Genomic DNA, 25,255 nt, shown 5'->3' with positions numbered 1-25,255 from the left:
TATGAGTTGCAAACTTTTACCCACTATTTTTAACCATAAAAAACACCCTCCCAATCAATAGTCTTATTGATAAAAAGGGTGATTTATTTACAGCATTTTCGCCATTCTTAATTTATCCGCCACCATGGCGATGAATTCAGAATTGGTGGGTTTACCCCTGTCCACATTGATGGTATAGCCGAAAAAGCGATTCATAAATTCGATATTGCCACGGTCCCAAGCCAGCTCAATAGCATGGCGGATGGCCCGCTCCACCCGGCTGGGAGTGGTATTGTACTTTTCCGCAATCATGGGATACAGTTCTTTCGTCACAGCTCCCAGGAGTGATACCTCCTGAACCACACAGACGATTGCGTCTCTTAAATATTGATATCCTTTAACATGAGCGGGAACACCCATCTGATGGATCATACGGGTTACTTCAACTTCGAGATTGCGTGTATTCGCACCAAGGGCCGAAGAAGAGGAGGTCGCTGCAATGGGGGAGGCGGTTGCTGCACCATTTCCCGGACTCTCATATTTTACTAAAGGAATAAGCCCCTGCAGTTGGCGGATTCTTTTGCCTAATGTTTCCAGGTCAAAGGGTTTGAGAATAAAATAATCTGCTCCCAGTTGAACAGCTCTTTGCGTCATATTTTCCTGCCCAAAAGCAGTAAGTATAATCACGCGAGGTTTCTTAATATCATCCTGGAGTTTTTCCAAGACTCCCAGACCATCCAAATGGGGCATGATTATATCCAGGATCACCAAGTCAGGCTGCTCACGGTAAATCAGGTCTAAGGCTTCGTTACCATGGTAGGCAATTCCTACCAGTTGCATATCCGGCTGGCGTACAATATACTCCTTTAAAACCTCAACAAACTCCCGATTATCATCGGCTAATAAAACTCTGATGGGTTTTTGCATAAAAAATGGCTCCCCCTTGCACGAACATGGTTAATCTTTCGACAATTGCACGTTTATTTCCTGCTATAGGCAGATAAAATTACAATTGCAGCACGATTACTCTTAATTCTCCCTTTTTGTGAAAAAATTAAGCAGCTTATTACAGTATACCACTTGAAATCAACTATTCAATAGCCCTTACCTGATTTTGCCATAATTCAGTCAAATATTCTATTATTCGACACAAATTATTTTAAAGAAAGACTTCCATTGAGACCGCCGTCTCAATGGAAGTGCCAAAACTCATTGTTAATTTAGTTATGCTACTTCTTTTTTATCGATTATATCAGCGTCCTTAAGCATATTCTGAATGAATACACCATAGCCACGGGAAGCATCATTGACAAAAACATGAGTAACCGCTCCAATTATTTTGCCGTCTTGGACGATAGGGCTGCCTGACATGCCCTGAATAATCCCGCCCGTCTTCTCCACAAGCTCCGGATCGGTTACTTTAATGACCATATTCTTGCTGTCCGTACGGTTGTGCATAATCCGTTCTATCTGTACATCGTACTCTTCAATTCGTTCTCCCTCTAATACAGTATAGATTTTGGCAGGCCCTTCTTTAATTTCTGATTCCCAGCCTACGGTAATCGGTTCCTGGAAGTAAGGATTCTTGATCTCCCCCTCTAAAGAACCAAAAATACCGGACACGGTATTCTTCTCGATATTACCTGAGAATTTCGACTGGTTAACGAATGAGCCAATCTTTTCTCCGGGATGTCCTCGTTTTCCTTTCTCAATAGCATAGATTGTCGAAGCTACCACATTGCCGTTAAGAATCTCGATCTTTTGATTGGTATCCACATCATTGATAACATGACCTAAAGCTCCGTATTTGTGATTTGTGGGGTCGTAGAAGGTTAAGGTACCGACACCTGCTGCTTCATTTCTTACATAGAGACCCACACGATGGCGGTTGGTCTCCGGGCAATAGACTGTTGACACCCTCTTTTGCATAGTCTGACCGTTGTGATTTAAAAGAATTTCTGAGAACCCTTGCTTTTCGCCGGCACGATGGATGGCATTGGCTACATCCTGATCACTGTTCATTTCGCGACCGTCAATTTTCAGGATGATATCCCCTACTTCGATTCCCGCTTCTTTAGCCGGGTACACTAATTTCCCCTCCTGGTTCTGCACTGCGGCTTGACCAACTACCATGACACCTTTAGCCTGCAGGCTTACTCCAATTGATTGTCCACCCGGTAAAAGCTTCAGCTGCGGCATGACTTGGATGGCACTGGATTTAAAGGGAATCAGTCCGAACAGTTTGTAAGTGACCTGGACAATTTCAGACTTTCCCGTATTGGCAGCCATGATCGCGTCCGTTTCGGCAGCTTTTACTTCTTCTGTAACTATCAGGCTGGACAAGATTCCCGTCAGTTGGGGAAGAGCGCTCTGACTGGATTCTTGGAGTACCGGAAACTGAGCTACCTGATGGAGTGTTGGATTAAGACTGAGAAAGGTACAGAGAAGAACACTGGCGAAGACCATGGCTCTCTTCGTTTTCACTCTCTTATCACCCTCCGTCTTTTTGTCTCCCCATGTTCTTCCTTTCTCCCTATGCTATTATTTTTTTCGGAATCTAATAATAAATTAACCATTGCGATTTCTTTTCATCCTGTCAATTCCGTTCTGAATTACCAAATAAAAAAATAGAAGGCCAAATTCACCTTCTATTCTATAAAATCTCCATAATAATTCATTTCTATAAGAGATTATTGAATTTTTTTCCTGAGTTTGCGTGCATGCTCCAAGGCAATCGCTTCTTCATCGCCGCCCAGCATGCGGGCTAATTCATGGATTCTCTCATCTTCTGTCAAATATTGAATGCGGGTTCGTGTTCTTTCATTAATTATTTCTTTTTGGATGCCAAAATGATGATCCCCAAAAGCGGCCACTTGAGGGGCATGGGTTATACAAAAAACCTGTTTGCCCTCAGCGATCCTGGCTAATTTTTCTCCCACCTTCTGAATAGTGCGTCCACCGACACCGCTGTCCACTTCGTCAAAGACAAAGGTACCCACGCTTTCAATTTTCGAGAGCAAGCTTTTCATAGCCAGCATTAAGCGGGACATCTCCCCACCGGATGCTACCTTGGCCAGAGGTTTAAGGGGTTCACCCACATTGGCGCTGAAATAGAATTCAGCCTGTTCGGCTCCCCCTACCTGAGGTTCTTTCAGGGCAGTGAAATGAACCTGGAAACTGCTTTTTTCCAGCCCCAAATCGGCACATTCTTTTTTTAAACCCTCCGCCAACCGCTGGGCCTGAACTGCCCGGACCCGGGATAGTTCCTTGGCTTTTTCCGTATAATCCCGGCGGGCTGCTTCCTTATCCCGGCGCAAATCCTCCAGCTCGCCCTGAAGATGGGTTATGGTATGAAGTTCTTTCAACATCTCTTCTTTGGTTTGGAGAACCTCCTGGACCGTGTGCCCGTATTTTCGCAAGCGCTGCAACTGGATTAAACGCTCTTCGATTTGGTCTAAACGGCCGGGGTCAAAGTCAAAGCCTTCCCGGTAAGACATGACCTGAGAGGCTAAATCTTCAATCATATAATAAATGGATTCGATGGGCTCAAGCATCGTGCTGCACCCCTTATCATAGCGGAAGATTTCCTGCAAGGCTTTTCTGCTCTGTCCGATTTGATCAAATGCGGAGGATTGCCCATTGCCTTCATATAAAAGGGAATACACTTCAGTAATATTTCCCATGATCTTTTCCGAATTGACCAAACGCTTCTTTTCCTGTAATAAGGAGTCCTCTTCATCCCCTTGAGGATCAACCGCGGTGATCTCATCGATTTGATAGCGCAAAATATCTTCACGCCGCTCTCTATCCGCTTCACTGCGCAGAAGCTGCTGTTCCCGCTGGAGAAGACCGCGATAATTTTTGGCTGATTGATTCACCTGCTTAAGAAGCTCCAGTTGCTGCTCTCCCCCAAAGGCATCCAGCAAGCCGCGATGACTGTCCGGATTAAACAGGGATTGATGTTCCATTTGACCGTGGATATCCACTAAACCTTGAACTAAGGTGCGATAGAGCGTTAAGGGGACGGTTCTTCCTTGAACACGGCAGATATTTCTGCCGCTGCGATTGATTTCACGGGAAAGAATCAGCTGACCGTCCTCAACGGGATAACCGGCTTCAGCCAGACCTTCGAGAACCTCCGGGGGACATTCTTCAAAAATTCCCTCCACCAAAGCTTTTTCCAGACCATGACGAATAAAATCCGTGCTGGCTCTGCCTCCGAGCAATACCCCAAGAGCATCAATAAGCATGGATTTACCTGTACCCGTTTCTCCGGAAAAAATAGTTAATCCCCGGGAAAAGGATAATTGCACGGCTTCCATCAAGGCGAAATTTTCTACATGGATTTCTGTTAACATATCAATCCATCTCCCCTTTGACCAATGACCCTATTGCATAAGTTTAGCGATGCGTTCCCGGACGCCGGGTACGGCACCGGCTGGCTTAACCACTAAGAGAATGGTATCATCACCGGCCACTGTTCCAATCACTTCTTCCCAATTGCTGTGATCGATTAAACTGGCCAGAGCCTGGGCATTCCCGGGAATGGTCCGCAGCACTACTAAATTCTCGCTGTCATTCACCGTAACCACAGTTTCTCTCAGCCGCCTTTTCAGCCGGTCCGGTGTGCTGAGAGGCTGAGCCGTCCCCGGAACAGCATACCGGTAATCATCTTCTGAAGTGGGAACTTTGATTAATCCCATTTCTTTGATGTCACGGGATACAGTGGCCTGGGTGACATCAAAGCCTGCCTTCCTTAATAGCTCAGCCAGCTCTTCCTGGGTATGAATCACTTGATTATTAATAATTTCTTGGATTTTCATCTGGCGACGGGTCTTCATTCGGTATCCCCCTTATTCTTCTGAACCAAAATCCAGTATGGTGCATTAGGGAGTTGGTTGATATACTCTCCCCGCAAGACACTATACTTTCGGCGCGGCAAACAGCTTAAGAATTCTTCCACTGCAGCAGCTTCTTCCAATCCGCCGGGATGACCGCGATACACCGTAAGAGCAATGACACCGCCTTGGCGGAGCAATTGGAGTACGGCTTCCAGGGCCGCAAGGGTTGAAGCGGCCTGGGTGGTAATCTCCTGACTATGTCCCGGCAAATATCCCAAATTAAACATAGCAGCCTGGACAGGGTCTTGAACTTTTTCCAGCAACCGACCATGATCCCAATGATACAGATGAACACGCTCTGCCATTTGCTGTTCCTTGAGCAGCCGTTGGGTTTCCTGAAGGGCGACCTCCTGAACATCAAAGGCATGAACCCTTCCTTCTGCTCCCACCAACTGAGCAAGAAACAAAGTATCCCGCCCCCGGCCGGCTGTGAGATCCAAAGCAATATCTCCCGGCTGGATGCTTCCCCTAAGTATAGTCTTCAGAAACCCTTGTATATCTTGAAGTCGATTATTCATGCCAACGATCCTTTAATTTCTCCCGCACCACACGGGGAAAACTCCTTTTCCCCAGACGGATTAGTAAGGCATTAATGGGAGCCCGTTTGATAACGACCTTTTCCCCATATTTAATAGCCGTCCGATGATAACCGTCAAAACTGACGATACACTCCTCGCCGCGGACCAAGCTGATTTCAATATTCTCCTGATCAGAAATGACCATCGGACGAGCCGATAAGGAATGAGCCGCCAGAGGAGTCAGCAAAATGGCCTCTACATTAGGGCTCATAATCGGTCCTCCTGCGGATAAAGCATAGGCAGTAGAGCCTGTAGGGGTGGATACAATCAAACCGTCGGCCGGATAGCTTACTGAAGGTTCTCCCGTCAGATTAGCCTGCAAGGTAACCATAGCTGAAGCAGGTTCTCTCAAAAAGACCACATCGTTTAATACGTCGAAGGTCTGGTCTGCATCATTCACAGTCGCCGTGAGCATAAGCCGTTCCTGAATACTATAGTCATGATTCGTGATCTTATCTAAAGCGTCAAAGATCTCGTTTCGTTCAATTTCACAAAGAAATCCCAGGCGGCCAAGATTGACACCCAGAACAGGAATAGCATAGGGAGCCGCCTCCCGGGAGGCTTCCAGCAACGTCCCGTCCCCCCCTAAAGAGATGAGGAAACCCACTCCTTGAGCAGTGATCTTTTCCCAATCAGTATAAACATCCCACCCACGTTCTGCAAACCAGTGGGTGATCTGCCCGGCTAAGGTTATAGCTTCAGGTTTACTGTGATTAATCCACAAGCCGACTCGATCCACAGCTTCTCACGACCTTCCTCCTTGAGCATCTTGTACAATCTCAGGAATCAATTCCCGCCAGGGCAAGTTATTCTCCTGTTTTCGGTTTAACCAGGCCAGATATTCAATATTTCCCTCCGGACCACGGATCGGTGAGAAGTCCAAACCTTTAACCTTAAGCCCGTTTTTCTCCGCCTCTTCAAGGACATGAACCAGGACCTCCTGATGAACCTGAGGGTCCTTGACAACGCCCTTTTTCCCGATATGCTCCCGTCCTGCTTCAAACTGAGGTTTGATTAAAGTAATAATTTGGCCATCCTCTTTGAGTATCTTCAGCATGGCCGGAAAAATCTTCGTGACGGAGATAAAGGCCACATCAGATACCACAAAATCCACCTGTTCCGGCAAAGAATCCCCCTCAAGGTAGCGGGCATTGACCCGTTCCATGCAGACAACCCGGGAATCCGTACGCAGTTTCCAATCCAACTGTCCATAGCCTACGTCAATGGCATAGACCCGCTGGGCACCGTTTTGCAAAGCACAATCCGTAAACCCTCCGGTAGAGGCGCCAATATCGGCGACAACAGCTTCAGCGAAAGATACGGGAAATACTTTGAGGGCCTTCTCCAGCTTGAGACCGCCCCGGGAAACATAGGGTATGAGATCTCCCTTGACTTCCAGAACGGTATCCTCCGCCAGTTCCAGGCCCGGCTTATCCAGCCGCCGCCCCTGGCTATAGACCAGCCCGGCCATAATGGTGGCCTTGGCTTTTTCCCGGCTGGAGGATAATCCTCTTTTGACCAGCAAACTATCCAGTCGCTCTTTCCCTTTAGACACTGCTTCTACCCTCAATCCGCTGTAAAACCTTTAAACGCTCCGCTGCCTTTAGTATGCCAACAACAGACAATCCATACCCTTGATGCAACAGAGAGATGGCTCCCTGATCCACATACCCGTCATAGCCTAAACGCTCGACGACCACATCGGCCAGTCCCTCATCCGCCAGAACTTCCACGACGGCACTTCCCATACCGCCGGCCAGCATATGGTCCTCCACAGTGATGATACGCTTGGTCATCCGGGCATAGCGCAGAATAGACTCCTTATCCAAAGGATTAATATAACGCAAATTAATGACGGTGGCTTCCACTCCCCGGTGGCGAAGCTCAACCGCCGCAGCCAGGCAGGTATACACCATCGGGCCCACCCCGATCAGAGTAATATCCTTACCTTCTTGAAGGATCTCGGCTTTACCCACGGGAAGCTCCCTCAGCTCCTCAGTCAGCTCCACCCCTTGGCCCACAGAACGGGGATAACGCAAGGCCACCGGTCCGTCCAGCTGCAAAGAAGTATACAGCATATGGCGCAGCTCATTCTCATCCTTCGGCGCCATAAACACCAAATTCGGTATCACTCTTAAGAAAGAAATATCAAAAACTCCATGGTGGGTTGGTCCGTCATCCCCGACCACTCCGGCCCGGTCAATGGCCATGACCACATTGGCATGGGGCAGACAGACATCATGGAGAACCTGGTCGTAAGCACGTTGATAAAAGGTAGAATAAATGGACACCACAGGCTTCATGCCACCAAAAGCCAAGGCCGCGGAAAAGGTCACCGCATGCTGCTCCGCAATTCCTACATCAAAGAAACGATCAGGAAATTTCTGAGCGAAGAGATTAAGACCGGTGCCGCTGGGCATGGCCGCTGTAATCGCTGTAATCCGCGGATCCTTTTCCGCAAGTTCACACAGAGTCTCACCAAAGACTTGGGTATAGGTGGGGGGAGCCGGTTTTTTGATCACTTCCCCGGTCACCTTATTGAAAGGTCCCACCCCATGAAAGAGAGCGGGGTTTTTCTCCGAAGGCTCATAGCCTCTCCCTTTTTGAGTCAAAACATGAACAAGTACAGGCTCCTTGACCATCTTGGCCTGTTCAAAAACCTGTTCCAAAGCGATTTGATCATGACCGTTAACCGGGCCAAGATAGGTAAAACCCATCTCTTCAAATAATAGTCCCGGCACCAGCAGATACTTTAAGCTGTCTTTGGCTTTCTCCGCTGCCTTGGCCATCTTGGAACCGATTCCCGGAATCCTTTTCAGCAGATTTTCAATTTCGTCTTTGCTGCGATCATAGCGGGGGTCCGTACGCAGCCGGTTAAGGTAAGAAGACATGGCTCCCACATTCTGGGCAATCGCCATTTCATTATCATTAAGGACCACAATCATATTGGTTTTGGTATGACCGGCATGATTCAATGCTTCAAAAGCCATTCCCCCGGTCATGGCTCCATCACCGATGACGGCAACCACTTGATTCTTCTCTTTACGAAGATCTCTTGCTTTGGCAAAGCCTACCGCCGCGGAAATAGACGTGCTGGAGTGACCTGTTTCAAAGCAATCATGAGGGCTTTCACAGCGTTTCGGGAAGCCGGACAGACCTTTATAAAGCCTTAAGCTTTTAAATTCCTTTTGCCGGCCTGTGACCAGTTTATGAACATAGCTTTGATGGCCTACATCCCAGATGATTTTATCTTTCGGGCTGTCAAAGACCCGGTGCAAGGCAAGAGTTAATTCTACGACGCCAAGATTAGGAGCCAGATGCCCTCCATTGGCGGAGACCACATCGATCATTTCGGCGCGGATTTCTTGAGCAAGCTGTTCCAGTTCAGGATAAGTCAGTCCTTTTAAATCCCGGGGCTGCTCAATTTTTGCGAGAATTCCCATGTCGCTTTCCCCCCTTCCGTTTTTTATCTGTCATTGTCCAACCTGTTAAATCTTCAATTCGGGCCGTGAGACTCCCCACCTGCCCAATAATCTCATCAGCTTTTTGAATAGCAAAGGTCTTGCCCGCAGCCTTTCCCGTTACGGTAACGGAGGCCACCAGGGCAATCAGCAGGGTATCAATCCAAATCTCATGAACCTCTAAGGCCGGATAGGTCCTGATGATCTCTAAGACTATGGAAGCGGACATCCCGCCGCTGATGGCGCCTGTCACATCGCCAACGATATCATTGGTAAAATTCGCCACCGTATCCGCATGGCGGACCAAAAAGACAGTTTGCCGGGCACCGGGAACCTTATTGGCCGCTTTGGCGTGATGTGGCTGCTCGGTAGCAGCGGTAGCAGCAGTTCCAATCACATCAAAACCAATATTAATAATAACAATGACCAGCAAAAGAATCAGGGCTAAGCCAAGATTGGTTTTCCTCATTAAAATTGTCGTTCCCAGGCTGGTGATGACCGCTAATGTAAAACTGAGCAGGAAGACAAAGGCAATATGCTTCCAGCTCTTTCGCTTATATCCCAACAGTGACCCTCCACATCATGACCTTACATCAGCACCCCAACAATAATACCTACAATCGCCCCGGCAAAGACTTCAAAGGGTGTATGGCCGATTAACTCCTTAAGGCGCTCCTGGGACAGATGAGTCATTTGCTGATAAAGTCCCTCTACCAATTGATTGATCACTTCCGCTTGTTTGCCGGCCGCCCGCCGTACTCCGGCCGCATCGTACATGACAATCATGCCGAAAATCGCAGCAATGGCGAAAGTCGGTGAACTCCATCCATAGTATTTCCCAACGCCAATGGCCAGAGCACTCACGGTGGCGGAATGGGAACTGGGAAACCCTCCTGAGCTGAAGAGGAAAGCCACATCAAAGGTTCTATGGATGGAAAAATTGATGATCAGTTTCAACGTCTGAGCAATAAACCAGGCTATCATAGCAGAGATCAGTATGTGGTTATCCAGAATTTCCGATAGTACGCTCATGCTTCACCTCAATACTTCCGCTGAGCAATATAATCAGCCAATTCGTGCAGAAAGCCGGCCCGCTCTCCTAAAACCGCCAAGGCGGCATGAGCTTCATCGGTCTTTATCTTCAATTCCAGCTTAGCGCCTGCCAAACCCATTAAAGAGGGATAAGTGGATTTATGCTGGCGGAGATCGCTATGTACAGGCTTGCCTAAGGTCTCGCTATCACTTTCCAGATCAAGAATATCGTCCTTAATCTGGAAAGCCAGACCGATGGCTTGAGCATAGCAGGTCAACGCTTCGATCTTCTCTTCCGTTCCTCCGGCGAGAATTGCTCCTAAACGGGCGGCAACCACCAATATCGCTCCGGTTTTCAGACGATGGACCTGCTCCAGCTCAGCAAGGTTTAACTGCTTTTCTTCAGCTTCCAAATCCAGCATCTGACCGCCGACCATTCCCTCCGGCCCCGCTGCTTGGGCAACTTCCCTGACAGCCCGCAACTGACGTTGAGAATCTACCCCACTCATGGGCTGAGCAAGCAGTTCAAAAGCATAGGTTAAAAGGGCGTCACCGGCAAGAATGGCCTGCCCTTCTCCAAAAACTTTATGATTGGCCAAACGTCCCCGCCGATAATCATCATTGTCCATGGCGGGAAGATCATCATGGATCAATGAATAGGTATGTATCAGCTCCAAAGCACAGACCGCCGGAAGGATGTCTTCACAGTCCCCTCCCACAGCATGTGCCGCCGCCAGAGCCAGAACAGGACGAATGCGTTTGCCCCCTGCGGAAAGGGAATATTTCATGCTTTCAGTTAAAGTGCCGGTTGGCCAAGGAAATTGTGCCAAATACGAATCCACTAAGCGAGCATAATCTTCTAATTCCTTTTGAAACATCAAATCATCCTTCCACAGGAAAATCGGCCGGGCGTACTTCCAACTCCCCATTGGGATTCTCCAGGAGAATCTGCATTTGCTTTTCAGCATAATCAAGCTGGTTATTGCATTTCTGAACAAGCTCAATTCCCTGGCGAAAGAGATTCAGTGCCTGCTCAAGTGGGACCTCTTTTTGCTCAAGCTCACGGACAATACGCTCTAAATGCTCGATCCCTTCTTCGAAGGATAACTCTTTATTCACTGCTTCCATCATATTTCCCCTTTAAGAATTTGCTGTATTAATCTGAGTCAACACTCTTGGCCAATACGGCACAGGTCAGTATCCCCTGCTGCAGCCGCACTTGCACCTGTTGACCAACATTGATATCATCGCTTTTGCGCAGAACATTCCCTTTGGGACCATAGGTGAGGGAGTAGCCCCTCCCCAAAATTGCTAAAGGACTTAATAAATCCAGCTTTGCAGTCAATAGCTTTAGTATACCATTTTTATCAGAAACAAATCTAGTCATGCCCTGCTCCACACGTTCACTGAGGGAATCCAGGCGTTGGCGGTTCTGATCGATACGCCAGAAGGGATTGGAAAGAGGTCCTATGGTTTTTAGGCTGTCCAACCGTTGCCTTTTCCGCTGCAGCTGTGAGCTCATGGTGCTGTGCAGCCGGTCCTCCAGCCCCTTGAGATCGGATTTCAGCTCCAGCCAGACAGGGACAGCCAGCTCAGCCGCAGCAGAAGGTGTGGGAGCCCGCAGATCCGCTACCATATCCGCAATGGTCACATCGGTTTCATGGCCTACTGCAGAAATCACCGGAATTCCGGAGGCTGCGATGGCCCGGGCCACTTCCTCGGTATTAAAGGCCCACAGCTCTTCCAGAGAGCCGCCGCCGCGGCCGACGATGATCACATCCACTTGGGAGTGCCGATTCAACCGGGCAATGGCCTGAGCCACCTCCTTGGGAGCAAGTTCTCCTTGAACGGCGGCCGGTGCCAGAATCCAGGAAATTTGCGGATTACGGCGAAACATAACTTTCAGGATATCTTTAATGGCAGCCCCTGTGGGACTGGTAACAATGCCGATGCGACGAGGATAACGGGGGATGGCTTTTTTGCGCTCCGGCGCAAATAAACCTTCCTGGCCCAAGCGTTCCTTAAGCTGTTCGAAGGCCAAATAAAGAGCACCTACTCCGCTGGGCTGCATCTCCTCAGCATAAAGCTGAATCGTGCCATCCCGTTCATAGATGCGGATACTTCCCCGCACCAGCACTTTCATCCCATCCTGGGGGGTGAAACGAACCCGTTCCGCACGGCTGCGAAACATGACCCCCTTCATGCTGGACTGCTCATCCTTTAAGGTAAAATACCAATGTCCCGAGGGACGGTGGTTTTTGTAATTGGAAATCTCCCCGCTGACCCAGCAATTTACAAAATCCGGGTTATCATTGAGGGTCTGACCGATTTCTCGTGTTAATTCGGCAACGGTCCAAATCTTAGGCACATTTTTCACCTCTTACTCATAATACAAAGATGCCTGCGACTTTTCAAGATGGAGGAAAAGCAAAAAGGGAGGTCTCCCCCCCTATCAGAACATTTTCTTTTTCCACAAGGTCAAGGCACTGATGCCGGCAATACTAAAGGCAATCACGGTAACCAAGCCAAAACCGTAAGGGTTATCGCCAAAAGGAACGGGAACATTCATTCCCCAAAAACTGGCCAACATGGTCGGTACCGCCATGGTAATGGTTATGGAAGTCAACAGCTTGATGACCATATTCTGATTGTTGGAGATGATCGACGCAAAAGCATCGGAGAAACCAACAATAATATGACTGTACATCTCAACCATTTGGATCGCCTGATTGTTTTCAATGATGACATCTTCCAGCAAATCCTCGTCTTCTTCATACATCTTAATCAAGTGCTGGCTTTGACTATTGGACCGCAAACGCATCAGACGGTCCATGACCACTCCATTGGAGCGCAGCGAGACCGTGAAATAGGTCAAGCCTTTTTGCAGATCCATCAATTGAAAAATTTCCTGGTTTTTCATGGAGGTGCGCAGGTCCATCTCGATTCGATCCGTGTACTTGTTAATCTGGCGCAGATACTTAAGATAATAAGAAGCCGATTTATAAAGAATCTGGAATAAAAAGCGGGTCCGCTTTGCCGTGTTGAAATTCCGGTAGGTACCGGCATTAAACTCCGAAAATACCGGATTATCTTCCAGGCAGACCGTGATAATGTGGTCTTCTGAGATAATCATCCCCAAAGGCAGCGTATCGTAATTAGTCTCATTAATCATCAAGGGAATATTGGTAATCACCAGCATACAATGGTCTTCCAGCTCAATACGCGATCGTTCTTCTTCGTCCAGAGCCGCTTTAAGAAAATCCATGGGCACTTCCGTAGCCTCCGCTACGGCATTGAGCTCCCATGCAGTGGGATTCACAAGTTGAATCCAGGCTCCCTTAACCAGATTGTCCAAGGATAGTTCCTGATAATTGCCTGCATCATTTTTACAAATTTTGATCATCCGGTCTCCCCCTTCAGGTGGCCGGTTGAATCACAAATCCTGCTTTAAAACCGGACACACCCCTATTTTTGGATAAAATATTCAATTTCCTTCGACTAGGGCCTCCAGCGTCCAGTTTAATCACCATCCCGTCATTTTAAGCTCCATTAGAACTATACTCCTTGAGTTAATATGTGTCAATAAGCTGCGCTCTTATAAAAATGCATCATGTTACATATTTTTTATTTCCGAAGGCCAAAGACTATTATTATTATGGCCCAAAGGAAAACTCAACCATACTTAAAATGGGAGCGTCACCGGCTGCTTTAAATAAAACAGTTTTGTGACACTCCCATGCTTAAACAACTATACTCTCTCTGCAGCTCCGTTTATAAAGCCCCTTCTTTAAGCCCATAACTTCTGTGAAAAAGCTTAAAGGCAGGCATCAAAAACTACAGTCTGCTTTGCACCACGGCTACGGTCTCATTCTTAAGCTTTTCGGCTTGAGCAAAGAGGCGTTCCCGTTCCGCTTTAACCTTCTCCTGATAATCACTGTCTTTGACCTGGGGCAGATTAATGTCCACACTGAACATAGCTGCTTTGAGGGCGCTTTCAGCCAGATAGGCGGCCACACCCACATCGCTGATGGCTCCTTTATTGCCGATGGGGGCCAGCTCCTGGGCCAGCTCCAGAACCGCATAGCAGTTTTGAGCAATGGCCAAAGGGGTATCCGTAGCAGAAACCAGAACTTCCTGCATTTTGGCCGATCGCGCTTGTTTTTGCTCCTCTGTATCCTTAGGAAGCTTCAAGACAGCCATGAAATTAGAGAATTCTTCAATATCCTGGGTCAAACCATTTTTCAGATCATGGAGGAGCTTCTCACCTTTGGCCAGGATGACTTGGGCTTGAGGCTCTACATCCTTATATTTTTCCTTACCCACAGTCAGATTGGCCACCATGCACACCATGGAAGCGCCTAAAGCGCCCACATAAGCGGACACGCTGCCGCCGCCGGGAGTGGGGGCGGCACTGGCGGACTGGGCCAGGAATTCCGCAGTTGTCCATTGCCAGATTGTGTTCTCAGCCATTATTGACCCTCCTTGCGCTGCAGAGTGATTCCCTTCAGAACATTTTTCATGATCAAGGCGGTGGTTAATGAGCCTACGCCCCCTGGTACCGGTGAGATAAGGGAAGCGACTTCTTTAACTTCCTCAAAATCAACGTCCCCGCAGATTCCGCCCGGGATCTCATTGATACCGGCATCGACGACGATGGCACCTGGTTTCACCATATCTTTCTTGACAAGTTTTGCTTTACCTACAGCGGCCACGATGATATCCGCCTGACGGGTAAAAGCTCCCAGATCCGGAGTACGGGAATGGCAGATGGTCACGGTGGCATTATGTTTTAGGATCAGGAAAACCAAAGGCTTGCCGACTGTCTCTCCCCGCCCGACAATCACCACATGCTTGCCGGCGATTTCAACTCCCGAACGGAGCATAATTTCGATACAGCTTTCCGGAGTTGCCGGAAACAGACCTTCTTCCCCACTGAGAATATAGCCCCGGTTAATGGGATGAACTCCGTCCACATCCTTATCAGGGCGCACGGCTGCCATGACACGCTCCTTCGAAATATGTTTCGGCAAGGGCAGCTCGATCATAATACCATGAACATCGGGATTAGCGTTAAGGGAATCAATAAGAGCCAGAATGGACTCTTCTGAACTGTCGGCGGGCAATACGGTGAGTTCAAAGTCAATGCCTAAGCTGTCACTCACTTTTTGCTTGGATTTCGCATAGACCACCGAAGCCGGGTCATCTCCGACGAGAACCACCGCCAGCTTAGGATTAACCCCCTGTTCCTTCCACCTCTTTACTTCTTCCTTGATCTCTTCTTTTAAGACTTTGGAAATTTCTTTTCCGTCCAGCAATTGAGCCAATGAAATCCCACTCCTCTCTTTCTTATCCATAAACTATATCAGTTCGTCCTTTACTATTCTCCATTCCGGCCGGAATTCCCTTTCCTTGGGAACAATTTATGAGGTATTTTTGTAAACTTTTCGATTATTCCGTCATTAATCACCAAGTTATAGTCAACTCGTTTTATTATTCACTCCGTGGAGGATCTTTTATTATTTTACTTGATACTCTCGGCCATCTTGATCAACTCTGCCCGTTCTGCTTCTCCGATCAGGGAAAACAGAGTATCATCTTCCCAGACAATGCTGACCAGCCCCTGCTTTTCGGCTAAAATTGCCTCCTTATCGTGAATCATAATATTCTGCACCGCAGCACCTTCAGTATCTATTCTCACATCAGTATTGCTGTTCAAGTACTGGGTGAAGCGGATAGTTTGACCCTGATCGTTGGCATAATGAATGGCTTCCAGATGGTTCCGTTTTTCTGTTTTGTCCACTTTAAATCCTTGGGGAACATAGCTTGGGGCATACCCCTGCCAATCCGGCGGAACCTGCTCCTTATTCTGTTCAGCTTGCTCTTTATATTTATCCGTGGATTGAATACTGGTGTATTGATTCTGTATATCCAGAATGATATTTAAGGCCTTTACTCTTAAGGCTTGAACACTGGCCACGACGATTGTAAAGCATCCTATTAAGACCAGCAAGAAAACGGCTGCTTTAGGCAGGAACCTGATGGTTCGTTCTTTTAGCTTGATCAATGTTTCCTTTCTGTCAAGCTTAGCAATCAGTTTCTGCATTTTCCGGTCAAATTCAGGGGAAAGGATAACCTCGGAAGAGGAATCGTCCTCCAGCGGATATTCAGCAGTTATATTCTCCACATGACAGGCCGCAGCATATTCCAGGAGGGCCTCCATCATTTTTTCTTTGGCTTGTATTTTTGCTGATTCCTGTTCACTCATGATGCGTTCCCTCCTGTTCCTGAGCTAATAACCTGAGCAGACACTTGCGGGCCCGATGGAGCCGGGTGCGGACGCTTCCGTGCGTAATATTCAACACCCGGGATATTTCCTCGTCGTTATAATGGTAATAGAGTTTAAGAGCAAGAACATCGACGTAAGCAGGCGGTAATTCATTGATAAGTTCTGCCACTCTGGTAAAAGCCTCATTGTCCAGGATGATATCCTCAACACTGGGGCCCGGCTCAGAGATATGTTCTTCGATCTCTTCCACAGCCATGCTGTATTGTTTTTTTCTTCGCCGATAAATATTGATGGCAGCGTTCCTAACAATAATAACGCATAGAGCTCTTGGTTTGTTACACCCGGTGCTCATGATTTTATTAAGGTTGCGGGCGATATTAATAAAGGCTTCCTGAACAGCGTCCTCGGCCAGATGTTCATCCTTCAGGATTCGATAAGCTACCTTATACATAGCGGATGCATGATCTCTATATAAAGCTTCCAGCTGGCTGCGGCTTTTTTTATTATGCAGGAAAGCGAGGGCCATCAGCATGAGTTTTTCCTCCTTTTTCAGGGTGACTTTAGTGATTCTGGGCAGGGCAGCAGATTGTTACAATTATATCATAATATCCTTAAACTTACAGGTTTAGGGATACCTTGGGAAAACAGCAGCTATTATAACCATTACCTTAAATTTTTTGAAAGTTTCTTCCAAATAAGTGTAACAAACTCCCTTCCTCATTTGTTAATTGGTATGAAGGATAAAATCATTATTGATGCCGGCATCCGACACTATAGCTTTCAAAGTGTAACGTTTTAGGAAGGAGGAGGACATGAATTTTCCGGCTGATCAAAATCGGGGTATCCAAAGCTTAACCTATAGAGAAAAGGAAGTCTTACGATTAAGGGTAAAAGGTTACAGCAGCAAAAAAATCGCAGCTGTTTTAACTATTGAAATAACCACGGTAAGGACTCATCTCAAACATATTCACAGCAAGCTGGGAGTTTCAAGCCAAACTAAGTTGATTCAATTCGTGCATAAAATGCACATTTAGGAAGAAAACAGTCGAAAACATCCTCCCTGTGGAGGATAGACCAGCATTATAAAACGGTACAAAATAGACATAGAAGAAAGTATAAGTATATGCTTAGGTCAAAGAAGGGGAGTGATTACCATGAGGAGGAAAGCAGTAGTGCTTGCCCTGTCACTTTTAATTCTTTGTCTGATCCCGGCGTCAATGTTTGCTCAGGGCACAAGTCAGGCAACAGAATCAGAAGTAGGCCCAATCTGGACCCACATTACTGAATTCACCAATTCTTTTGATATTTCCAGCAGTGGTTTAGCTCAATTTGATACCAGTCTTTACGCCCGCAGCAACGTAAATAAAGTCGTCATTGATGCCAGCATCCAGCAATACAGCAATGGAAGCTGGCAAACCATCAAAAGTTGGACGAGTACTTCCAACACCAACAGCGGGTATCTGCTTAAAAAAGGTATGTCGTGAGTGGGTATTATTATAGGCTGGTTTCGACAGGAGCGGTCTATCAGAATGATGTCTTGGTAGAAAAGGCTTTTTACACAAGTTCAAGTTATTGGTATTGACAAGCGGAACGCTTTATTTCCAAATTAGCACCCCTTTTAAAATGAGTTGAAAGAGGTTGATTTAATGAAAACCAAACGAAACATCTTCGCCTACCTGATCGTAGCTGTGTTATTTGTATTCGGTATTGCACCTAATACTTTGGCAGCAACAAATACTTCAAATCCTTTATCCGCAGAAGAGGCTGTCAAATCTGTGATCTCCCAGTATTTTGACAACTATTTCAAATCCTATCAGACTCTTGAGCTTATCGATTCCGATGATCTGGTTGTAGAAAACGAAAACACCTTACTCTATAAGAAAATGCACGAGATCTTTGTTGAGGGAAATAAGTTGGTAGGGCTAAGCTACACCACTTATAAAGTTGATCTGGATTATCAGGAGATTGCTTATGCAAAAGATGCCGTGAATGTAAGCCTGTTAATGAATTGTGCTTATACCTACTCCACAACGCCGGATGCAGACTCTTCGATGAGCAATATTGGTTATCGATTTAAGCTGGTCCAGCAAAATGATGGGTATAAAATCACTTCCATTGAATCGGACTTCTCCGAATTTGATCCTTTCAAGGAATCCGTTGAGGAAAAGCTTACCTCTTCCCGGATAAGTAAAGCTGAGGCTACCCATCAAACGGCAGAAGAATGGGCTCATAACATCCGGGATGCCGCCCAATATATTTCCGGAAAGCTCCAGGCCAGTGAAGAAAATCCGCCAGCTAGCATAGAACCGGCAAGCGAAGTAACCCCTATGGCAACCTATTCCTTTAACAGAATGCTTGCCCGCAATTGGGCCCACCGGTTTGCTGAGTCTAGTGAATCTGAACGGTTCTTTTACACTGCTTCTGGAGGGGATTGTACCAATTTCGCCTCTCAATGCATTTGGGCCGGTTATGGAGGGTATGTTGAAGGAAATGATACACAAACCAAGAATAATATCCGTAACAGGGTCAGAATGGTTAACAATGTATGGCAAGCTGGTGCGATCGGAGGAGGAGGAACTCCTAACTGGGAAACTGCCAAACATCTGTGGAATTACGTTACCGCAAATACAGGGAACGGTCCGCGAGCAACAGGCACAAATAACAACCAGCCTTACTATAACCTTTCGCCAAGCACTATCTATTATGGAAATGCCTTACAGGTCCGGCGCGGCAGTTCAGGAGACTATGGTCATTCAGTATTTGTAACCTACAGCCTGGACTCCTCCACAACGGAATATAACCAGGTCTTGGTATCACAGCACACACCTAATCTGTACAACCGAAATCTCTGGGAACTTATTCAAACATGGGGCGGAAATAATTGCTATTTAAGAAAAATGTCCTTCAATAGTGCCAGCTTCAGTAGCTGAGCAAGCTGTTTTATGAAAACCGGAATTGCTTTAAACCCTTCAGCACCTGGCAATTCCGATTTCTTCCATACTTAGCTATATTGAAAGGAATGACACTTAGGCATGAAAAAATTGATTTTAACCGTGCTCCTGCTGATTCTTCCCTTCACTATGATTGCTTGCTCTCCTGTACAAAATAACATTCAAACCAATACCCCTTTAGATGAGCAAAACATTACGGCGGAGGATATCGAAGAAGGCAAACAAGTGATCCAGGACTATGCTGAGGCTTTAAACAGCGGAGATCTGGAAACTGTAAACAAGCTCTTAGGCAAGCACATGCGAGGACTTTATCATGATGGCAACATTGATAGTATTACAATGAAAATTGACTCTATCGAATACCCGGGCAGATATACTACAGCTCTTATTCCCCCGAGCAGCTATCGTTCCAATTATGGTCACGACCCCTATAAATCCATGTGTCTTTATGTCATTTTTTCCGAATTTGAAACCGGGGATGCAAGCATAAGCATGGATAACTGGGATTATATTCTCATTAAAGAAACCGAAGAATCTCCCTGGGTTATCCATGATTGGGGTGTTTAGCATTCCCTAAATCTCCTCTGTCTATCGAATATCTCTCTATAAATCTTTTTACAAAGGCTGGGAAAGTTAAGGTTTGAGCATAAAATAACTGTATGAGGTGATATCTTTGCGAACCAAGAAAATCTCAATTTTAATGACTCTCATTCTAGGTATGATCATTGGGCTTGCCGGATGCAGTCAAGAAAAGGAAAAATCCACCCTTCAGGAAATCGCGCCGGTACACAAAGATAAAATTTCTACTTTCTCAGTGACTCGAGGCAACTCCGGCACCACAGAATTTACTGATAGGGAACACATCAAAACTATCGTGGATCGTTTGGAGAAGATAAAATTCAGCAAGATGAATCTTGAACAGGAGAAAGAAGTATTTCAGGAAGGGCGGGTATTCAGCCAGGACACCACCTATTTCATTCAGCTTTTGGAACGGGGGGAATACAACCAGGTTCTCTACGAAGTTCAACTGGCAATACTCTCAGAAACGGAACTCATCTTGAACGACAGTGCCACAATTCAGGAAAAGAGAACCATATCCTATATCAATCAAAAGGACGAAGCCTCCTTAGAGGCTGTGAAAGAACTCCATTCCTTAGTCAAAACCATAATGGAGTAATTGGAAAAAGCAAGCCTCCGGAGATCTTCTCCAAAAGGCTTGCTTCCTATTTTTACGCTATTCTATTACCCGAACTTCACTGCCTGGAATTAACCCTTATTCTTAAGATAAGCGTTAATTCCCGCGGCGGCTTTCTTGCCGGCTCCCATAGCCAGAATAACCGTAGCGGCACCGGTCACAATATCGCCCCCGGCGAACACTCCGGGAATGGAGGTCTCCAGCGTTTCTTCATTGACCACGATATTGCCCCATTTGTTCAGCTCCAAGCCTTCTGTGGATTGGGTGACCAAAGGATTGGGACCTTGCCCAATGGCGACAACCACCGTATCCACTTCGATCTCAAACTCCGAGCCGGGAATAGCCACAGGTTTACGGCGTCCGGAGGCATCCGGTTCTCCCAGCTCATAGCGGAGGCAGGTCAAGGACTTGACCGCACCTTTTTCATCCCCTTGGATGGCTACCGGGTTGGTCAAGAGCTGGAATTTAACCCCTTCTTCCTCGGCGTGCTCAAGCTCTTCATGACGGGCAGGCATTTCCGCCCGGGAACGACGATAGACAATGCTGACTTCTTCCGCGCCCAAACGCAGGGCAGTACGGGCAGCATCCATAGCCACGTTGCCGGCCCCAAAGACAGCGACTTTTTTGCCTATTTTAACCGGGGTCTTATACTCAGGGAAGCGATATCCCTTCATAAGATTGGTACGGGTTAAGAACTCATTGGCGGAATAGACGCCATTTAAATTTTCACCGGGAATTCCCAGGAAATTAGGCAGTCCGGCTCCTGTGCCGATGAACACCGCATCATAGCCGTTTTGCATAAGCTCATGAACGGAGGTTACTTTGCCCACCACTTGGTTAACCAGAATCTCTACACCCATCGGTTCCAAATTGCAAATCTCATTTTGGACAATATCTTTGGGCAGACGGAACTCAGGAATACCATACATCAGCACGCCGCCGGCCACATGGAGGGCTTCAAAGATCGTCACTTTATGCCCGGCTTTGGCCAAATCACCGGCACAGGCTAATCCTGCCGGACCTGCTCCAATGATCGCCACCTTTTTACCGCTGGGTGGAGCCACTTCGGGAATCTTACATCCTTTGCTGATTTCGTAATCAGCCACAAAGCGCTCCAAACGGCCAATGGCCACCGATTCACCTTTGATGCCTAAGATACATTTAGCCTCACATTGGGACTCCTGGGGACAAACCCGGCCGCACACTGCAGGTAAAGAACTGCTCTGCTTGATAACCGCTGCGGCTCCTTCAAAATCTTCTTCCGTGATTTTTTGAATGAACTCAGGAATGGAAATATTCACCGGGCAGCCTTCAACACATTTCGGTTTCTTGCATTGAAGACAACGTTGAGCCTCTTCGATAGCCGTTTCCGAAGCATATCCCAGGGCAACTTCATTGAAATTGTGAGCACGCTCTTTAGGGTCCTGGCAGGGCATTTCATGACGGGGTACTTTTAAGGCCATGATTATTGCGCCCCCTTTCCACAATCACAGTCTTTGGAGATTTTGGCACGTTCTTCTTCATCTTTATAAAAACTGAGCCGTTTCATAGCCAGATCGAAATCCACCAGATGGCCGTCAAACTCAGGGCCATCCACACAGGCGAATTTGGTCTCATCTCCTACACTGAGACGGCAAGCGCCACACATCCCTGTCCCATCGACCATGATGGGGTTCATGCTGACAATGGTTTTGATCCCTAAGGGACGGGTAAAATTAGCTACAGAGCGCATCATGACCACCGGTCCGATGGCCCAAATGGCATCAATCTTCGTGCCCTGAGCGATAATCTGCTCCAGGCCATTGGTGACAAAGCCTTTGACCCCTTTGCTGCCATCATCGGTGGCAATCACCAGCTCATCACTAATAGCCGCCATTTCTTCTTCAAGAATAAGGATATCGGCGCTGCGGGCGCCAATTACGGAAATAAGCTTATTGCCGGCTTCTTTTAAAGCCCGGGCAATGGGGTATACCGGTGCCACGCCAAGTCCGCCGCCGATACAAACCACCGTGCCCAGATTTTCAATTTCGGAAGGGACTCCCAAGGGACCTACAAAATCAAGGAAATGGCTTCCTTCCTCCATGGAGTTAATCATCGCTGAGGAATAGCCTACATCCTGAATGACAATAGTGATGGTGCCCTTTTCCCGATCAAAGTCCATGACTGTAAGCGGGATACGTTCAGATTGTTCATCCATACGCACAATGACAAATTGGCCTGGTTCAACTTTTGCTGCGACGGCCGGAGCTTCAACTTCCAGCAAAACAATGCAAGGAGCTGAAGCAAGCTGCCTTCTTTTCACTACCCGATACACGTACACTCCTCCTTAATTTCATGCAAAAAAATAATAACTTTCTAACTATTCGATATGGTCTGTCATATCTCCTGCCTAAATTATACATCCCCTGACTTTTTCAAAGGCCAGCAGGGCTGCACCAATCGCGTTATCCCGGCTCCAATCAGGCTCCGCCCAGTGGAGATTGGCATGTCGGGCCAATCGCTTTTTCAGCTCTTTGCGGATAAATTGATTGGAAGCTACACCACCCACAATGAGAATCTCCGACAGTGTGGTCTTTTCCATTCCTGCCTGCAATAATTTCCCTAAGGTTCGCACAATACACCCTTCCACGGCGCGAGCCACGTCGGCGGGATTCTTACCTTGATCGATCAATCTTTGGGCAGCGGTCTCCACTCCGGAAAAGCTCACTTCAAAGCCCCTGACAGCGGAAGGAAGCCATGCCGCTGCCCCGGGATCAGCCTGACGGGCCAGCTCCTCCAAGCTTTTACCCGCAGGAAAGGCCAGTCCTAAGCGGACTCCTACCCGATCCACGAATTGACCGGCATGAAGATCCGTTGTCCCACCTAAAAGCTGTATATCGAGTTTCCCGGGCTGTGTATGATGGACTTCCAGAAGCTCTGTGGTTCCTCCTGAAATATGAATGGCCAGGAAATGGGATTCTTTAAGTTTGCTGGAAGCAATTCCTGCCGCTAAATGTCCTTCCTGGTGGCTTGTTTCAACCAGAGGGATGCACCGAGCGGAAGCCATGGCCGCTGCCACACCATATCCGGGAAGAAAAACCGGCATATAGGACTCTTGGATAGGACGGGGCGCGGTGCTTACTCCCAGAGCGCTGACTTTCTCCCAATATTGAGGAGGCACTGCGGTCACCAGTTGAGGCAAATTCTGAACATGCTGAAAAAGGGCTGCCGATTGAGCAAGCCCTCTCTCCCCTTCCGGAACAGTCAAGATCTTCCTGTTTTCATAGACCAGTTCAGCCTGCTCATCCACAATCGCCAACGAAGTGGTATATGCACTTGTATCAATCCCGAGATAGAGTGTCATTCCCTTTTTCATCCTTTTTGTTGACGCTTTCCACGACTTTATCCAATATACCATTGATAAATTTGCCGGATTCTTCACTGCCATAGCGTTTGGCGATTTCTATGGCTTCATTAATGGTCACCCGGCCGGGAATATCTTTCCGAAAGAGGATTTCATAACTGGCAAGGCGTAAAAGATTCCGATCCACATTAGCCATCCGTGCTAATGACCAGCCTTCGGATAATTTCTCCAGATTCTCATCGATCACTTCTTTGTGAGTCAATGTTCCTTCCGCCAGTTCCTCTGCAAAAGGAATACTTCCTTCCGGAACAGCAAATTCATCCGCCCATTTGTGAATTGCGGACTTCAGGTCCTGGCTTTCCCCAGTCATCTCCAGCTGGAATAAAACTTGCAATGCGGTTTCCCGAGCTAATCTGCGGCTCATAGGTTCCTCCTAGAATTATTTGTTATGATTATGTCGCCAAGAACTCTGATTCTATGTATTATTTTCTGCTTTCCCACTTACCTGACTCGCGGCGGACGATTGGATTGAACGGGATCCAGCCGGCGTGCCAATACTTTCACCTCGGCAACTTTGATGCCTGTAAAGCGTTCTACATCATCTTTAATTTGAGCTTGCAGCTGCTCCGACACCTCCGGAATCACCGTTTCAAAATTAAACTGACAATCCAGCAGAATCTCCAAGCCATCCTCCCGCTGCTTAATCAAGGGTTTAACCAGGCGCACCTCGTTTTTACTCTGAGCACTGCGTACAATAAGATCCCCAATAGCATCCACGGTAACCCGCACTTCACCTAACTGGGAAACTGTCCGAAAAGTGTGATCTATGCTTTTGCGCGGCTTTAAGAAGGGTAATATCCCCAGGATCATGATCAAGATGGCTATGACTAAGCTTTCCCAAGTATTCGTCCTTAACCAATCCAATCCAGCCAGTAAAAGTTCATAAGGGAGTTCCCACCCCGTACTTATGGCTAGAATACATCCCCCTATCACTACCAATAAGGCACCAACACTATACCCTAACAAACCGGTCACCACCTTATATTTGTTTACCCCCCCTGGTCCACCAGGGGGGGTAAATCCGTTCGCTTATTTTAACCGAGCAAGCTCTTCATCTTTAATCTCAGGAACTGGACGAAAATTAACCCCCTGGACATGAACGTTGGTTTCGACGACCAGAAGGCCCGTCATACTTTCAATAGCCTCTTTCACGGCTTCTTGAACCTTTAACGACACCTCAGGTATCGACACACCGTATTCCACAACGAGATAAAGATTCACAGCAGCTTCCTGTTCCCCAACTTCAACCTTAACCCCCTTGGAGAGGTTCTTGCCACGACCAAGCATCTGGGCAATATCTCCCACAAGGCCGCCGCTCATACCGGCTACACCTTCCACTTGGGAAGCGGCCAGGCCGGCAATGATTTCTACGACTTCATCAGCAATCTTTATCGTTCCCAGTGCATTTTCTATGTCTGGTTTTTCCATAGTTTCACCTCATCATCCACATATTAATCCATAAGTATCTT

The 25,255-nt window shown here is 47.3% G+C and carries 29 protein-coding genes; 5 read left to right on the top strand and 24 right to left on the bottom strand.

Annotated elements, in window-relative coordinates; translation table 11 throughout:
• Window positions 1-87: 87 nt before the first annotated feature.
• The 18 genes from spo0A to DESLBE_RS25425 all read right to left on the bottom strand — a co-directional run bounded on the left by spo0A (window position 88) and on the right by DESLBE_RS25425 (window position 16,769).
• Window positions 88-906 carry a sporulation transcription factor Spo0A gene (spo0A, locus tag DESLBE_RS25510; protein WP_005810961.1) on the bottom strand — a complete coding sequence of 273 codons (819 nt, stop codon included), beginning with the start codon at window positions 904-906 and terminating at the stop codon, window positions 88-90.
• Between the two features lie 297 nt (window positions 907-1,203).
• Window positions 1,204-2,463: a SpoIVB peptidase gene (spoIVB, locus tag DESLBE_RS25505; RefSeq protein WP_015944619.1), complete on the bottom strand. Its 1,260-nt coding sequence runs from the start codon at window positions 2,461-2,463 to the stop codon at window positions 1,204-1,206.
• A 206-nt stretch (window positions 2,464-2,669) separates the two neighbouring features.
• Window positions 2,670-4,337 (bottom strand): DNA repair protein RecN, encoded by a 1,668-nt coding sequence (gene recN, locus DESLBE_RS25500; RefSeq protein ID WP_144678521.1) that lies wholly within the window; start codon window positions 4,335-4,337, stop codon window positions 2,670-2,672.
• 30 nt (window positions 4,338-4,367) lie between these two features.
• Window positions 4,368-4,820, bottom strand: coding sequence for an arginine repressor (gene argR / locus DESLBE_RS25495; protein ID WP_144678520.1), 453 nt, complete (start codon window positions 4,818-4,820; stop codon window positions 4,368-4,370).
• Window positions 4,817-5,398: a class I SAM-dependent methyltransferase gene (locus tag DESLBE_RS25490; protein ID WP_005810955.1), complete on the bottom strand. Its 582-nt coding sequence runs from the start codon at window positions 5,396-5,398 to the stop codon at window positions 4,817-4,819. The genes argR and DESLBE_RS25490 overlap by 4 nt, the downstream gene beginning before the upstream one ends.
• Window positions 5,391-6,197 (bottom strand): NAD(+)/NADH kinase, encoded by an 807-nt coding sequence (locus tag DESLBE_RS25485; protein ID WP_144678519.1) that lies wholly within the window; start codon window positions 6,195-6,197, stop codon window positions 5,391-5,393. The genes DESLBE_RS25490 and DESLBE_RS25485 overlap by 8 nt, the downstream gene beginning before the upstream one ends.
• Before the next feature lie 6 nt (window positions 6,198-6,203).
• A complete protein-coding gene (locus tag DESLBE_RS25480) occupies window positions 6,204-7,013 on the bottom strand; it encodes a TlyA family RNA methyltransferase (protein WP_144678518.1) in 810 nt (269 codons plus the stop codon).
• Window positions 7,006-8,901 (bottom strand): 1-deoxy-D-xylulose-5-phosphate synthase, encoded by a 1,896-nt coding sequence (dxs, locus tag DESLBE_RS25475; protein ID WP_144678517.1) that lies wholly within the window; start codon window positions 8,899-8,901, stop codon window positions 7,006-7,008. Before dxs ends, DESLBE_RS25480 begins: the two co-directional genes overlap by 8 nt.
• Window positions 8,879-9,484: a hypothetical protein gene (locus DESLBE_RS25470; RefSeq protein ID WP_005810947.1), complete on the bottom strand. Its 606-nt coding sequence runs from the start codon at window positions 9,482-9,484 to the stop codon at window positions 8,879-8,881. Before DESLBE_RS25470 ends, dxs begins: the two co-directional genes overlap by 23 nt.
• A gap of 23 nt (window positions 9,485-9,507) precedes the next feature.
• Window positions 9,508-9,951: a divergent PAP2 family protein gene (locus DESLBE_RS25465; protein WP_005810945.1), complete on the bottom strand. Its 444-nt coding sequence runs from the start codon at window positions 9,949-9,951 to the stop codon at window positions 9,508-9,510.
• 8 nt (window positions 9,952-9,959) lie between these two features.
• Entirely contained in the window at window positions 9,960-10,829 is an 870-nt protein-coding gene (locus tag DESLBE_RS25460) for a polyprenyl synthetase family protein (RefSeq protein WP_144678724.1), read from the bottom strand.
• Between the two features lie 4 nt (window positions 10,830-10,833).
• Entirely contained in the window at window positions 10,834-11,079 is a 246-nt protein-coding gene (gene xseB, locus DESLBE_RS25455) for an exodeoxyribonuclease VII small subunit (protein WP_018211232.1), read from the bottom strand.
• Between the two features lie 28 nt (window positions 11,080-11,107).
• Window positions 11,108-12,319, bottom strand: a complete 1,212-nt coding sequence (gene xseA, locus DESLBE_RS25450; protein WP_035242863.1) for an exodeoxyribonuclease VII large subunit — start codon at window positions 12,317-12,319, stop codon at window positions 11,108-11,110.
• Between the two features lie 84 nt (window positions 12,320-12,403).
• Window positions 12,404-13,354 carry a magnesium transporter CorA family protein gene (locus DESLBE_RS25445; RefSeq protein WP_005810938.1) on the bottom strand — a complete coding sequence of 317 codons (951 nt, stop codon included), beginning with the start codon at window positions 13,352-13,354 and terminating at the stop codon, window positions 12,404-12,406.
• A 431-nt stretch (window positions 13,355-13,785) separates the two neighbouring features.
• Window positions 13,786-14,421 (bottom strand): cyclodeaminase/cyclohydrolase family protein, encoded by a 636-nt coding sequence (locus tag DESLBE_RS25440; RefSeq protein ID WP_144678516.1) that lies wholly within the window; start codon window positions 14,419-14,421, stop codon window positions 13,786-13,788.
• On the bottom strand, window positions 14,421-15,275 hold the full coding sequence (locus DESLBE_RS25435) for a tetrahydrofolate dehydrogenase/cyclohydrolase catalytic domain-containing protein (RefSeq protein WP_011460266.1): 855 nt from the start codon (window positions 15,273-15,275) through the stop codon (window positions 14,421-14,423). Before DESLBE_RS25435 ends, DESLBE_RS25440 begins: the two co-directional genes overlap by 1 nt.
• A gap of 197 nt (window positions 15,276-15,472) precedes the next feature.
• Window positions 15,473-16,216 carry a DUF4367 domain-containing protein gene (locus DESLBE_RS25430; RefSeq protein WP_144678515.1) on the bottom strand — a complete coding sequence of 248 codons (744 nt, stop codon included), beginning with the start codon at window positions 16,214-16,216 and terminating at the stop codon, window positions 15,473-15,475.
• On the bottom strand, window positions 16,209-16,769 hold the full coding sequence (locus DESLBE_RS25425) for an RNA polymerase sigma factor (RefSeq protein ID WP_144678514.1): 561 nt from the start codon (window positions 16,767-16,769) through the stop codon (window positions 16,209-16,211). The genes DESLBE_RS25430 and DESLBE_RS25425 overlap by 8 nt, the downstream gene beginning before the upstream one ends.
• 280 nt (window positions 16,770-17,049) lie before the next feature.
• Between DESLBE_RS25425 and DESLBE_RS25420 the strand changes: the two genes are divergently transcribed.
• From DESLBE_RS25420 to DESLBE_RS25400, 5 genes are all read left to right on the top strand, one after another.
• Entirely contained in the window at window positions 17,050-17,271 is a 222-nt protein-coding gene (locus DESLBE_RS25420; protein WP_144678513.1) for a LuxR C-terminal-related transcriptional regulator, read from the top strand.
• 120 nt (window positions 17,272-17,391) lie between these two features.
• A complete protein-coding gene (locus tag DESLBE_RS25415; RefSeq protein WP_243131381.1) occupies window positions 17,392-17,721 on the top strand; it encodes a hypothetical protein in 330 nt (109 codons plus the stop codon).
• A gap of 162 nt (window positions 17,722-17,883) precedes the next feature.
• Window positions 17,884-19,167, top strand: coding sequence for an amidase domain-containing protein (locus DESLBE_RS25410; RefSeq protein ID WP_243131380.1), 1,284 nt, complete (start codon window positions 17,884-17,886; stop codon window positions 19,165-19,167).
• A 102-nt stretch (window positions 19,168-19,269) separates the two neighbouring features.
• The gene (locus DESLBE_RS25405) at window positions 19,270-19,755 is read left to right on the top strand and encodes a DUF4829 domain-containing protein (protein WP_144678512.1); all 486 of its coding nucleotides are present in this window, start codon (window positions 19,270-19,272) and stop codon (window positions 19,753-19,755) included.
• A gap of 106 nt (window positions 19,756-19,861) precedes the next feature.
• The gene (locus DESLBE_RS25400; protein WP_144678511.1) at window positions 19,862-20,365 is read left to right on the top strand and encodes a hypothetical protein; all 504 of its coding nucleotides are present in this window, start codon (window positions 19,862-19,864) and stop codon (window positions 20,363-20,365) included.
• An 89-nt stretch (window positions 20,366-20,454) separates the two neighbouring features.
• On the opposite strand, the gene gltA is transcribed toward DESLBE_RS25400, so the two are convergent.
• The 6 genes from gltA to DESLBE_RS25370 all read right to left on the bottom strand — a co-directional run bounded on the left by gltA (window position 20,455) and on the right by DESLBE_RS25370 (window position 25,214).
• Window positions 20,455-21,846 carry an NADPH-dependent glutamate synthase gene (gltA, locus tag DESLBE_RS25395; RefSeq protein ID WP_144678510.1) on the bottom strand — a complete coding sequence of 464 codons (1,392 nt, stop codon included), beginning with the start codon at window positions 21,844-21,846 and terminating at the stop codon, window positions 20,455-20,457.
• A 2-nt stretch (window positions 21,847-21,848) separates the two neighbouring features.
• Window positions 21,849-22,697, bottom strand: a complete 849-nt coding sequence (locus tag DESLBE_RS25390) for a sulfide/dihydroorotate dehydrogenase-like FAD/NAD-binding protein (RefSeq protein ID WP_026183767.1) — start codon at window positions 22,695-22,697, stop codon at window positions 21,849-21,851.
• Window positions 22,698-22,772: 75 nt separating this feature from the next.
• Window positions 22,773-23,738, bottom strand: a complete 966-nt coding sequence (locus tag DESLBE_RS25385) for an O-sialoglycoprotein endopeptidase (protein ID WP_172625499.1) — start codon at window positions 23,736-23,738, stop codon at window positions 22,773-22,775.
• Window positions 23,704-24,150: a transcription antitermination factor NusB gene (nusB, locus tag DESLBE_RS25380; RefSeq protein ID WP_011460271.1), complete on the bottom strand. Its 447-nt coding sequence runs from the start codon at window positions 24,148-24,150 to the stop codon at window positions 23,704-23,706. The genes DESLBE_RS25385 and nusB overlap by 35 nt, the downstream gene beginning before the upstream one ends.
• A gap of 77 nt (window positions 24,151-24,227) precedes the next feature.
• Complete coding sequence (gene amaP, locus DESLBE_RS25375) at window positions 24,228-24,752, bottom strand: alkaline shock response membrane anchor protein AmaP (RefSeq protein WP_144678508.1); 525 nt, start codon at window positions 24,750-24,752, stop codon at window positions 24,228-24,230.
• 63 nt (window positions 24,753-24,815) lie between these two features.
• Complete coding sequence (locus DESLBE_RS25370) at window positions 24,816-25,214, bottom strand: Asp23/Gls24 family envelope stress response protein (protein ID WP_005810919.1); 399 nt, start codon at window positions 25,212-25,214, stop codon at window positions 24,816-24,818.
• Window positions 25,215-25,255: the final 41 nt, after the last annotated feature.

Origin of the sequence: Desulfitobacterium sp. LBE (assembly GCF_007830365.1) — a bacterium.
Taxonomy (GTDB): Bacteria; Bacillota; Desulfitobacteriia; order Desulfitobacteriales; family Desulfitobacteriaceae; genus Desulfitobacterium; species Desulfitobacterium hafniense.
Note: the sequence above shows the minus strand (reverse complement) of the source record. Positions and strands in the feature narration are given on the sequence as shown.